Genomic DNA, 12,174 nt, shown 5'->3' with positions numbered 1-12,174 from the left:
TAACTGTTTCGCATGGTATCGCGTATGACGTCGAGTCCACCGATAGACGAACTCCATTTCGAGGACGCACCGGACGTCGGAACCGTTCCGGGTCCGAACACCCGGGAACTGTTGGACAAACAGCACGAGATCGACAGCAGCGCGGTTTCGTATCCGAACGACATCCCCATCGCGTTCGAATCGGGCAAGGGTGCGACGGTTCGGGACGCGGACGGCAACACGTTCATCGACATGTTCGCCGGTATCGGCGTGCTGAACGTCGGCCATTCGAACCCGTACGTGCTCGAAGCGGTCCACGAGCAGACGGACAAACTCGTTCACACCGTCGATTTCCCGAGCGAGGCCCGTCTCGAACTCATCGAGAAACTCGACGAAATCGCCCCGGCGGGGCTTCAGGGTAACAGCAAGGTGGTCTTCGGCGGACCGACCGGCAGCGACGCCATCGAGGCCGCGATAAAACTCGCCAAGCACAACACGGGCGGCGACGGCCTCATCGCCTTCCGCGGGGCGTACCACGGCGCGACCAGCGGCGCGATGAGCCTCACCGGAAACAAGGGGTTCAAAGGCGATTACACGCCGCTCCTCTCGGACGTCGTCCACGCGCCGTACCCGCATCCGTTCGGACAGGACAAGACGCCGCAGGAAGCGGTGGACCACGCGCTCGAAGAGGTTCGAGCGATCCTCGAAGACCCGTACGGCGGGTTGGCGAATCCGGCGGGAATCTTCGTGGAACCGATCCAAGGCGAGGGCGGCGTCATCACGCCACCCGAGGGATTCCTCCGTGGCCTGCGCGAGATTGCGGACGACAACGACGTCGTGCTCGTCTTCGACGAGATTCAGTGCGGTCTCGGCCGCACCGGCCAGTGGTGGGCCAACGAGTGGTACGACGTCACGCCGGACGCGATGACGACGGCCAAAGCCCTCGGCGGCGTCGGCTTCCCGCTCTCGGCGACCATCTATCACGAAGACCTCGACACGTGGGGGCCGGGCGACCACGCGGGCACGTACCGCGGGCACGTCGTGGCCATGCGCGCCGGGACGCGTGCCATCGAATACATCCAGGACCACGACCTGCTGGCGCACGGACGCGACCTCGGCGAGTACATCCGCGGCCGACTGCAGGACGCGGCGACGGAGACCGACGTCATCGGCGAGGTCCGTGGCAAAGGGCTGTTCGTCGGTACGGAGTTCGTGGACGCGGACGGAAACCCGGACAGCGACATCGTGGACGCGATTCAGGACTACTGCTACGAACACGGCGTTCTCGTCTGGAAGGCCGGACGGCACGGAAACGTGCTCCGCCTCCTCCCGCCGCTCGTCCTCACCGAGGGACTGGCCGAAACCGCGATGGACGTCATCGTCCAAGCGGTCCAGCACGCGAGCGAGGAACAGCAACAGGTCGCCTGAAGCGCCGGGACACGTTTTCGGACCAAAATGCACACGTTTTCGAACCCAAACAATGAGTGACACTGATCGAATCGTAACGGAGGATGCACCGCGCAACGACAACCCGTACTCGCAGGGCGTTCGCGCCGGGGAGACGCTGTACGTTTCCGGCTACGGCCCCGTCGATCCGGAAACCGGTGACGACGTCGAGGGCGACGTGGGAACCCAGACGAACCGAGTGCTGGACAACATCGCCGCTGTCGTCGAGGAGGCGGGCGGCGACGGCCTCTCCGACGTGGTCAAGGTGACCGTCTACCTGACGGACCTCGACGACTACGACGCGGTCAACGAGGCGTACGGCGCACGGTTCGCCGACACGCCGCCGCGCGGGTCTGCGTCGAGGTCGCACGGCTTCCGGGCGACGTCGAGGTGGAGATGGACGCTGTCGCGTATCTCGGATAGCCGAGTAAAATCAGTCGTTCAGTTCTTCGACGCGCTGGTCGCGCTGCTCTGTCGCGGCGTTGACCTTCTCGATGAACGCGCTCATCTGTTCTTTCATCTCCGAGCGCATGGACGTGGCCGAGAACTCCTCGGATTCGGTGAGGAGGCGGATGAACGCGCGGAGTTCCTCGTCGGTTATCTCCTCGAAGTCGCCGAATTCGAGTTTGTCGATCACCTCGTCCACGTCGATTTGCCCCACCGGTTCGACGTTGAAGTCCACCGTCACCATGCGATAGTCCGACCCGGCCAGTTCCTGTTCGGCCTCATTGACGCCCTGTGCGAGCATGTCCTTGAACGGCGTGTAGTAGCCCATCGTCCCGAGATGGAGGAACGCGAGCATGTCGGTGATTCCCTGCGTGTAGGCGTCCCGCGCGTCGTCGTCGGGGTTGAACACCGTTTCGCGGTCCCGTTCTTCGAGATGTTCGAAGAGGATGGTGAAATCGAGGATCGCGTTGCGAAGGCGGCGGCGGATCCGGTTCCGCTTCTGCTTCTTCGAGTGTTCCGTGTAGTCGGACTTCCGTCCGATCAGGAACTCCCTGTCGCTCGGCGTGAGGATGCCACGGTCCCGGTCCGCGGAGTACGCGAGTCCGTCCCGTGACTCCTGTTCGTCCGAACCATCGGTCATAAACGAATTTTGTGTACGACCATGATTAAGGGTTACGGACCGCGCCCCGACGTTCGATCGAATCACGGGAATCGAACCGGACTACGGGGCGATTCGGGTCGAAATGATTACCAATCAGAATGTTTTTTCATCATTTATTTTTCACTCAGCTGTGTTACACCATACCAATGATATGTTCTGTTACTGTCGTACACAGTTAACGTTCTCCGCGCAATTTTGTAAACGTATTTTGTAACCGCTAGTAGCAATATCCGTAATATTTATGGGTACCTTCCACGATGACTAAAAAGTGTGTCATAGCACACCACGGGCAATGCCACCATACACTACTCATGAGATACAAATCGTGCAACCGGAACGTGTGCAGACCGACGAATCGGCCGCTGAAGACACGGGTTGAACGACCCGAACTGCCGTCGCCGTCCGTACGAAACGGAGGTGGTGTGAGATGAGCCAATCCGACGAGCAGGGGGCCGTCTCGGAGTTCCTCGACGAAATCGAACCGACGATTTTCTTGTTCGGTGCCGCTATCACGCTGGTTTTCGTCGTCGCGTTCGTTCTGAATCCGAACGGCTCATACGATTTCGTCGAAGGGATACGGTACTGGATTCAAGAGTACTTCAACTGGTTCTTCCTCTTGGTGATGTTGGCCTTCGTGCTCTTCCTCGCGTTCCTCATCTTCGGCCCGTGGGGGAAACTCAGGTTGGGTGACGAAGAACCGGAGTACAGCTACCTCTCGTACTTCGCGATGATGTACTCCGCCGGACTCGCGGCGGGAATCGTCTTCTGGGGTCCGGCCGAATCGCTGAGCCACTTCGCGAAAGTTCCACCGTTGTACGACGCGCCACCGAAATCCGGGGCGGCGATGCCCATCGCGGTGGAGTACGCCATCTTCCACTGGAGTCTCACCCAGTGGTCCTGTTTCACCGTGATGGGGCTCGCCATCGGTTACTTCGTGTACAACTATGACGCCCCACTCCGGGTGTCCGCCGTACTGACGCCGATACTCGGTGCCGACAACGTCGACGGGTACATTGGGAAACTCGTCGACATTCTCGCCGTGTTCGCGACGCTCGGCGGCGTCGCCACGTCGTTGGGATTCGTCGGAAGCCAGTTCATCACGGGCCTCGACTTCCGGTGGGGTATCGCACTCGGTGACGTCGGAACCATCCTCATCATCACCGGGATGACCGTGATTTTCACCGCCTCACTCATTCTCGGCGTCAACAAGGGTATCAGGTGGCTCTCGAACTTCAACATGGTGCTGTTCTTCCTGGTGATGGTCGCCACCCTCATCTTCGGTCCGACGTTGCGCATCCTCGACCTCGGAACGCAAGCGTTCGGTCGGTTCGTCACCGACTTCTTTAGGATGAGTCTCTACACGCAGGCAGCCCAACCACCGAGTTGGGATCGGTGGGTGAACAACTGGACCGTTTTCTACTGGTTGTGGCCACTCGCGTGGTCGCCGTTCGCGGGGCTGTTCATCGCCCGCATCTCGCGCGGCCGGAGCGTCCGCGAAGTCGCGTTCGCCGGGATCGGTGCCACGTCGATGGCGACAGTTCCGTGGTTCATCATCGTCGGAGGGTCGGCGGTCATCCTACAGAATTCCGGTGTCGCACACATCCTCGGCCCCATCAACCAGTACGACGCGTCCGTCTCGGGATTCGTCCTGTTCAACGCGATACCGGTCATCGGCCCGCTCCTGCTCGTCGCCTTCCTCATTTTGGTGACGACGTTCTTCGTCACCTCCGCCGACTCCTCGACGTTGGCGGTGTCGATGATAACGACCGGCGGGAAGGAACACCCCTCGTCCATCAACCGCATCTTCTGGGCGGTGGCACAGGGCGCAGTCGCGTCCATCCTCATGGTCGTCGGCGGTCGTCGAAGCGCTGCAATCCGCCGCCATCATCACCGGCGCTCCGTTCGCCATCATCTGTTTGCTCGCCATGCTCGGGCTCATCAGAACGTTCCAGAAGGAGTCCGGTGGCGTGCTCCTTCAGGACCGCACGAAGCTCATCGGCGCGCGACGAAGAGGAGGAGACGACGGACACACCGGGGGTGGCCGGTCAGGACGACGACTGATCAGTGACGGCCGTCACCGCTTGACGATAACAAGTTTTAATAACGGGATATACGAACATTGTGTATGGATAGGGACACGGCATATCCCGACGCGGCCACACTTCCCGGTCCGAACGCGGAGCGGTGGATCGATTTTCATACCGAACACGCGGCACCGAGCGAGTTCTCACACGAGTTCGTCTGGGACATCACGGGCGAGTCGCACGGCCCGTTCGTCTCCGACGTGGACGGCAACGTGTTGCTCGATTTCACCTGCCACATCGGCGCGGCACCGCTCGGATACAACAACGAGAAGATCCTCGACAGAGTACGGGAGTTCTCGCTCGTCGAACCGATGAAGATAGCCGGACAGGACATCTACTTCGGCGACGGCCCGGACCCGAAAACGGCGGAGTTCCCCGCGTCCAGTCACCTCATCGAGAAACTCGTGGACGTTTCCGGCCAATACGGAATGGACACCGTCTTCCTCTCGAACTCCGGGGCCGAGGCCATGGAGAACGCGATGAAGATCACCCACGACCACAACCCGGCCGCGAAGTACGCCTACACGTTCGACGGGAGTTTCCACGGGCGAACGCTCGGTACCCTCTCCATCACCCGCTCGAACGAGGTGTACACGAGACATTACCCCGAAATCGCCGGGGTTCGAACCGTCCCGTTCTGTGATGCACACGACGGTAACGATTCCTGTGACTGCGGATTCTTCACCGGTGACGGCTCACAGCTACGAAATTCCCTCCAACCCGAAGGCGGCCACGTCAACCCCGACGAGGTCGCGTTCATGGTCATCGAACCGGTTCAGGGCGTCGGCGGGTATCGATTCCCGAGCGTCGATTTCATGGAGGAAGTGGGTGACGTCTGTTCGACGTACGACATTCCGCTGATCGCCGACGAGATACAGTCCGGCGTCGGTCGAACGGGGAAGATGTGGGCCTCGGACCACTACCCCATCGAACCGGACGTCATCGCCAGCGCGAAGGCGCTTCGAACCGGTGCGACCATCTCTCGGTCGGACCTCTTCCCGGCCGAGAAGAACCGTCTGGGTTCGACGTTCGGCGGCGGCGACCTGCTCGCGTCGATGCAGGGGACCTTCACGCTGGAGGCCATCGATGAGTACGACCTGCTCAGCAACGCGACCGAACGCGGGCGGCAGGCCAAGGAGTTGCTCCGCGACGCCGCACCGACACACGTCGAGGACGTGCGGGGCAAAGGTCTGATGCTCGCCGTCGAGTTCGACACGGCGGAGCGACGCGACGCCGTCGTCCAGGCGGCGCTGGAACGGGGACTCCTCACGCTCGGTTGTGGGAAGAAAACCATCCGCCTGCTCCCGCCGCTGGATTCGACCGAGCGCGAAATCGAACTCGGCATCGGGATTCTGAACGAGGCCATCGCGGCGGTCTGAACGAACGTCGAATTTTTATCCGTCGAGGCTATCGCTGACGACCGCGATTCCGTTCCGGTGATCCAGCGCCACCAACACCGACGAAAGTTGTTCCGGACCGCTCCCCGCCACGCCGATTTTCACCGGCGTCCGGTTCGGTTCGTCCGCGTTCGTTCGACGCGTTCGCTCCAGTTCTTCCAGTTCCGCACCGTGGTTATCGACGGTGTCCGTAAGCGCCTCCAGACCGCTCGGCCAGTCGGCGACCGAGAGGTTCGCTTCCGCGTAGCGGCCGAGTTCCATTCGGCCGGTACGCGTGAGTTCGGCGTGCTCGGCGAGGTTCACGTTACCGCCTGGCGACGACGACTGCGACGTGTTCGTCCGCCGCGTCTACCGCGCCTGAGCACAGCGCCGCGAGCGGCGCTGCGCCCGCGGCTTCGACCACGGTTTTCGCCCGCTCGGCGAGCAGGGTGACGGCGACGCTCATCTCGCGGTCGGTGACGCTCACCACGTCGTCCACGCGCTCGCGGACGACGGCGAAGGTCCTTTCGAGCAAGCGCGTGTCGGCGATTCCCTCCGCGACGGTGTCCACGTCCGGCAGTTCGTGAATCTCGTCGCGTTCGAGCGACTGGCTTGGCGTGGAACGCCCCCTCGGGTTGGACGCCGACGACGCGGATGTCCGGGTCGTGTGCCTTGAGAACCGTCGCGATTCCCGAGATAAGGCCGCCGCCGCCGATGGAGACGAGGACGGTGTCCAGTTCCGGGTACTGTTCCAGCAGTTCGAGTCCGACGGTTCCCTGTCCCGCGATTATCGCCTCGTCGTCGAACGGGTGGACGAAGGTCAACTCCTCCACGTCGGCGAGCGAGAGCGCGTGCTCGTAGGACCGCTCGTAGATGTCGCCCTCCACCACGACGTCGGCACCGTACCCGCGCGTCGCTTCTATCTTCGATGACGGCGTCACCTCGGGGACGACGATGGACGTGTCGATGTCGAGCATCCGCCCGCGAAGGCGACGCCCTGCGCGTGGTTGCCCGCACCTCGATGCGATGACGCCGCGCTCGCGTTCGGCCGGAGGGAGTTGCGCCATCCTGTTGTACGCGCCGCGACTCTTGAACGACCCCGTCCGTTGCATGTTTTCCAGTTTGAGTCCGACCGACGCCGCCCGGCTGCGCTCGGCGAACGTCGTCGAACGGTCGAGCGGCGTCCGATGGACCACCCCGTCGAGTCGTTCCCGGGCCGCCTCCACGTCGGCGACGGTGACGATGTCGTCGGCCGTCGGTGGATCGTCGCCTGCCGGTGGCCCGTCGCCCGTCCGCTCCGAATTCATGGCCCGTCGTCCGCGACGGCGAGTATCGATTCGACCAACACGTCCACGCCGATGGGGAGGCTTCGTTCGTCCACGTCGAACGTCGGCGTGTGATGGCTCGTCGGGTGGTCCGTTCCGACGATGAGGTACGTGGCGAGGCCGCCGTCCTCCTGCACGCGCTCCATCAGGAACGTGGCGTCCTCGCTCGCGCCGAAGTCCGCGGACGGGAGCACGGTCTCGACGCCCTCGACGTTCCGTGCAACGTCCGCCACGACCTCTGCGAGTTCCGGGTCGCTATCCGCACGGGGGGATTTGCTCCGGACGTCGATGTCCACGTCACAGCCGTGCATCTCGGCGGCGGTTTCGAGCGTCCTATCCAACCGGGACTGCATGTACTCCATGAGTTCGGTCGTCTCGCCCCGCGCAACTTCCGCCTCCACGTGGGCGAAATCGGCGATGACGTTGCTCGACGTTCCGGCCTCCGCCCGTCCGAGGTTCACGCGCGTCATCCCGTCCTCGTGGCGCGGAATCGCGTAGGCGTTCTGGATGGCCGTCCCGAGCGCCTGCATCGCGTTGTCGCCGTCTTGGGGCGCTTTCCCGGCGTGGGCGGTCGTTCCCTCGAACGTCACGTCGACGTGGGACATTGCCAGCGGCCGTTCGATTCCGGCGACGACCTCTCCCGTGGGATGGTCGAGACCGACGTGGACGGCGAACAGGTAGTCCAAGTCGTCGGCGAACCGGCTTTCGGCCATCGGGTGACCGCCGCCGGACACCTCCTCGGCGGGTTGGAAGAAGGCGACGAACTTCCCGTCGAAGTCGCTCTCGGCGACGGCTTCGAGGGTCGCGAGCCCCCACGTCATGTGTGCGTCGTGACCGCAGGCGTGCATCGTCCCGTCCCCTTCGGACCGGAACCCGGCGTCGGCGGGCGCGTGGTCGTCCCCCGTCGATTCCTCGATGAACAGGCCGTCGATGTCGACGCGGAGTCCGACGACGGGTCCGGAACCTCGGTCGAGAACGGCGACGACGCCCGTGTTACCCCCGTCGATTTTTTCGAGGAGGTCGGGGTCGGCACCGCGTTCGAGCGCCCGTTCCTGCCATTCCTCGACCTCGTCGGCGTCCGGAACGGCCATTCGCTCGTCGCTGTCGTACACGTCGGTGCCGACGGCGAGTTCGTCGACGCCGATGTCCCGAATCTCCTCGACGAGACGATGCGTCGCTGTAGAACTCCCGCCACGCGGGTTCCGGGTACCGGTGGAAAGACCGTCGGACGTCCGAAAGTCGATCACGGATTGACTCTGCCATGCGTGGTACTGGCACGCCCACCCACTTAATTGTAAACGCATTCCGTTGACAGCGACTACACAAAAGGACTAATATGGGGCCCCACAATCGTTCGATTATCGATTCGCGTCACCCGATACGGTACGCACTGATCTACCATGAGCGAAACCCCGGATATCGTCGTCCTCCGCGAGGGGACGGAAGGACTCTCGATGGAATCGTACGCCGAAGCGTTGCGTGAACGCCTCCCGGACCGAACGGTCGCGCACGCCACGACGCCGAAGCAGGAACGCCAACTCGTCGCGGACGCGCGGGTCGTCACCGGCATCACTATCGAGCGGGACCTGCTCGCCCGCACCGACCGACTCGAACTGTTCGCCTGTACCTTCGCGGGAACCGATCACGTCCCGATGGACGCGCTCGCGGACCGCGGCGTCGCCGTGACGAACGCCGGTGGAATTCACGCACCCGGAATCGCCGAGCAGGCCATCGGCAACATGCTCGTCTTCGCTCGCCGTCTCCACGAGGGGTGGCGACGCAAGGAGCGCGGCGAGTGGAGACACTTCCAGTCCGGGGAACTCACCGGTAGCACCGTCACGATCATCGGGTTGGGTTCCATCGGGCAGGAAATCGTCCAACGGCTTCAGGGATTCGACGTCGAAACCGTCGGCGTCCGGTACACGCCGGAGAAGGGCGGCCCGACGGACGAAGTGGTCGGCTTCGACGAGGACGCCATCCACGACGCCCTCTCCCGGAGCGAGTACGTCGTGGTCGCGTGCCCGCTCACCGAGACGACGCGTGGACTCATCGGAAAATCCGAGTTTGCGACGATGTCGCCGGACACCGTCCTCGTCAACACCGCCCGCGGCCCAATCGTCGATACCGACGCGCTCGTTTCGGCACTCCGCTCCGAAAAGATCCGCGGGGCGGCCCTCGACGTGACCGATCCGGAACCGCTCCCCGAGGACCACCCGCTGTGGACCCTCGAAAACTGTCTCATCACGCCGCACACGGGTGGACACACGCCGCTCCACTGGGACCGTCTCGCGGACATCGTCGCGGAGAACGTGGACCGCCTCGAAACCGGCGAACCGCTCGAAAACGGGGTTCTCGCCCCGGAACCGAATTCGGACTGAATTATTTTTACGTCGTGAAGAGCCGACGCGGGAAGTCCGCGAGTACTTCCGCACCGTTCGACGTGACGCGGAACGTCTCGCTCAACTCGACGCCGAAGTCGTCGAACCAGAGGCCGGGGATCATGTGGAAGGTCATGTCTTTTTCCAATAATCGTCTCGTCGCCCGGCCGCATGCTGGCGGTGTGTTCGCCCCAGTCCGGCGGGTAGCCGAGGCCCATCGCGTAGGCGATGCGGTCCTCCTTTTCGAGGCCGTACTGCGCGATGGTGTCCCGCCAGACCTTCTCGACGGATTCGCAGGTGACGCCGGGTTCGACGGCGTCGATTGCGGCTTCCAGTCCCTCTACCACTACGTCCGCCCGCCGTTGCATCTCGTCCGGCGGGTCGCCGACGAACGTCGTCCGGGCCAGCGGCGAGTGATAACGGTGCCGACAGCCCGAGAGTTCGATGATGACGGGGTCGCCGTCCTCGAACTCGCGGTCGGTCCACGTGAGGTGGGGCGTCCCGGTGTGGTCGCCCGAAGGCATCAGAGGGACGATGGACGGGTAGTCGCCGCCGAACTCCTCGGTACCGCGGATGAGGCCGTCGTAGATTTCTGCCGCGGCCTCGTACTCGGGAACCCCTTCCTCGATTGCGTTTCGAGTCCGGCGAGCATCTTCGTTCTCGGAGATGCGTGCCGCCTCCCGCATGTAGTCGAGTTCCTGTTCGCTCTTTTTGATTCGAATCCAGTTGACGAGCAGCGTTGTGTCCTCGAAGGTGGCGTCGGGGAGGTTCTTCTGGAGGCGGGTGTAGGATTTCGCGGTGAAGTAGTAGGCGTCCATCTCCAACCCGATGCGGCCGTCCTCGGCGTCGAGGTCCTCGATGACCTCTCCCAGGTGATCCATCGGGTGGAGGTCGTACGGGGAGTGAACGTAGTCGTCGCTGTACGGGAGAATGCTCTCCTCGTCGAGCCAGGTGGTCGCACGCGCGCCGTTGGCGTCCATGCCGCGGCCCACCCACACGGGTTCGTCGCGTTCCAGCGTGACCACGACGGCCTGATGGACGTAGAACGACCACCCGTCGTACCCGGAGAGGTAATTCATGTTCGCGGGGTCGGCCACGACGAGCGCGTCGAGTTCCTCCTCGCGCATCCGCTCTTTCGTTCGTTCTAAACGCGTTTCGTACTCGGTATCGTCGAAGATTGTTCGTGGCATGCTAGCGGCTCTCACCAGAACGTTCGTGGAATAGCCGTTTAACTTTTTTGTGTACGTAGAAAACGAATGTTGTGTACAAACGTGCGTGTCGTCGGCGACTACGAGCGCCGGTAACGGCATCACCAACTCCGCCGACCGTCGGTCGGGGACGGTTCGGTTCGTTCTACTCCGCTTCCAGATACTCTCGAATTTCCTCGTCATCCAACGCGTCCAGCACGCGTTCGGACCCGTACGTCTCGACGAGGCGACTCACCCCGCGTCGGGAACGTTCCTCGACGGCGTCGTCGGGGATGCGCGTCTCGAACGCTCTGTCGATGTACCGCTCGCGTAGTTCCTCGAACCGCTCCTCGTCGATATCCGCATCGTCCTCGACTTCGTCCTCGTACCATTCGCGCCAGCGGTCGCGGTCGCCCCAGTCGCCCGAGAACTCCGAATCCCGGCGGAGCCAGTCGTAGTGGGGTGCGACGCCGCCGGAGAACCCGTCCTCGTTTCGGAGGTCCTCCAGCAGACATCGCGCGCCGTTGCCGCCGTGACCGGCGGCGATGATGGTTTGAACGCTCCGCTGTCCGGCGGGTGCGGCGACGTAGAGTCCGTCGATGGGCGTCCGGCCGTCGTCGTCGGCGTACTCCGGATCGAAGTGTTCGTGCTCCTCGCCGTCGTGTTCGTGGCGTTCGAACATCTCGTCGCGCCGAGCGGTCGGAGGTATTCGCCGTCGTACCACGCGGCCACGGACGCGGTCCGCCGTGACGTTGCGACCCTCTTGCGTTTCCACGACGAACGCCGAATCGTCTTCTCCTTGGGTGATGGATTCGACCATGTCCGGGACCAGTTCGCACCCCGCCTCCTCGACGTGGGCGTGCATCAACTCGTAGAACGTGTCGATATCGACACCGGCGGGGAACCCGAGGTAGTTCTCCAAGTACGCGCATCGCCGAAGCGCCGCGTTCCCCCGGTCGAAGACGACGGTGTCGAGGCCGTACCGTGCGGCGAACACGCCCGCCGAACTGCCGCCGGGACCGCCGCCGACGATGACCACGTCGTAGTCGGTCATCCGAACGGCCCCGCGGTGCTGTCCGTCCCGTCGTCCGACCGCGGGACTTCACGGGTATCCCGGTGCGGCGGTTGCTTCGTCCTGGCCGAGCGATCTCCGAGTTCCGTCGGATGTCCTACCATGTTTTTAGCTCGCCTAAATTTTATAGAGGTTTCGGTCGGACCGTCGGTCGATCCGATATCGGTGCCCGATCGGTCGGCTATCGTTGTCTTCCGACACCTTCCGCTCGAACGCAGT

At 63.3% G+C, this 12,174-nt stretch carries 6 protein-coding genes and 6 pseudogenes; 5 read left to right on the top strand and 7 right to left on the bottom strand.

Annotation, left to right across the window (positions count from 1 at the left end; genetic code table 11):
* Positions 1-24: 24 nt before the first annotated feature.
* Together A4G99_RS23555 and A4G99_RS30130 are read left to right on the top strand one after the other, a co-directional pair.
* Complete coding sequence (locus tag A4G99_RS23555; protein WP_066148823.1) at positions 25-1,407, top strand: aspartate aminotransferase family protein; 1,383 nt, start codon at positions 25-27, stop codon at positions 1,405-1,407.
* A gap of 52 nt (positions 1,408-1,459) precedes the next feature.
* Positions 1,460-1,848: pseudogene (locus A4G99_RS30130) on the top strand (Rid family detoxifying hydrolase).
* Between the two features lie 10 nt (positions 1,849-1,858).
* On the opposite strand, the gene A4G99_RS23550 reads toward A4G99_RS30130, so the two are convergent.
* On the bottom strand, positions 1,859-2,512 hold the full coding sequence (locus A4G99_RS23550) for a hypothetical protein (protein ID WP_066148821.1): 654 nt from the start codon (positions 2,510-2,512) through the stop codon (positions 1,859-1,861).
* A gap of 448 nt (positions 2,513-2,960) precedes the next feature.
* On the opposite strand from A4G99_RS23550, the pseudogene A4G99_RS23545 reads away from it, so the two are divergent.
* Together A4G99_RS23545 and A4G99_RS23540 are read left to right on the top strand one after the other, a co-directional pair.
* A pseudogene (locus tag A4G99_RS23545) lies at positions 2,961-4,594 on the top strand (BCCT family transporter).
* Between the two features lie 64 nt (positions 4,595-4,658).
* Complete coding sequence (locus tag A4G99_RS23540; protein ID WP_066148817.1) at positions 4,659-5,996, top strand: aminotransferase class III-fold pyridoxal phosphate-dependent enzyme; 1,338 nt, start codon at positions 4,659-4,661, stop codon at positions 5,994-5,996.
* A gap of 15 nt (positions 5,997-6,011) precedes the next feature.
* Here A4G99_RS23540 and A4G99_RS28175 read toward each other — a convergent pair whose 3' ends face one another.
* The 3 genes and pseudogenes from A4G99_RS28175 to A4G99_RS23530 form a co-directional block, all read right to left on the bottom strand.
* Complete coding sequence (locus A4G99_RS28175) at positions 6,012-6,317, bottom strand: hypothetical protein (RefSeq protein WP_223302204.1); 306 nt, start codon at positions 6,315-6,317, stop codon at positions 6,012-6,014.
* A 1-nt stretch (position 6,318) separates the two neighbouring features.
* A pseudogene (locus tag A4G99_RS23535) lies at positions 6,319-7,300 on the bottom strand (threonine/serine dehydratase).
* A pseudogene (locus A4G99_RS23530) lies at positions 7,297-8,581 on the bottom strand (amidohydrolase). Before A4G99_RS23530 ends, A4G99_RS23535 begins: the two co-directional pseudogenes overlap by 4 nt.
* A 137-nt stretch (positions 8,582-8,718) precedes the next feature.
* Between A4G99_RS23530 and A4G99_RS23525 the strand changes: the two are divergent.
* Entirely contained in the window at positions 8,719-9,696 is a 978-nt protein-coding gene (locus A4G99_RS23525) for a D-2-hydroxyacid dehydrogenase (RefSeq protein ID WP_066148815.1), read from the top strand.
* 7 nt (positions 9,697-9,703) lie between these two features.
* Here the strand turns inward: A4G99_RS23525 and A4G99_RS23520 are convergent.
* The 3 genes and pseudogenes from A4G99_RS23520 to A4G99_RS29150 form a co-directional block, all read right to left on the bottom strand.
* A pseudogene (locus A4G99_RS23520) lies at positions 9,704-10,886 on the bottom strand (M24 family metallopeptidase).
* 163 nt (positions 10,887-11,049) lie between these two features.
* Positions 11,050-11,937 (bottom strand): annotated as a pseudogene (locus tag A4G99_RS23515) (FAD-dependent oxidoreductase).
* The gene (locus A4G99_RS29150) at positions 11,934-12,059 is read right to left on the bottom strand and encodes a hypothetical protein (RefSeq protein ID WP_255359196.1); all 126 of its coding nucleotides are present in this window, start codon (positions 12,057-12,059) and stop codon (positions 11,934-11,936) included. Before A4G99_RS29150 ends, A4G99_RS23515 begins: the two are co-directional and overlap by 4 nt.
* Positions 12,060-12,174 lie beyond the last annotated feature (115 nt).

The organism is Haladaptatus sp. R4 (genome assembly GCF_001625445.1).
GTDB lineage: Archaea > Halobacteriota > Halobacteria > Halobacteriales > Haladaptataceae > Haladaptatus.
Note: the sequence above shows the minus strand (reverse complement) of the source record. Positions and strands in the feature narration are given on the sequence as shown.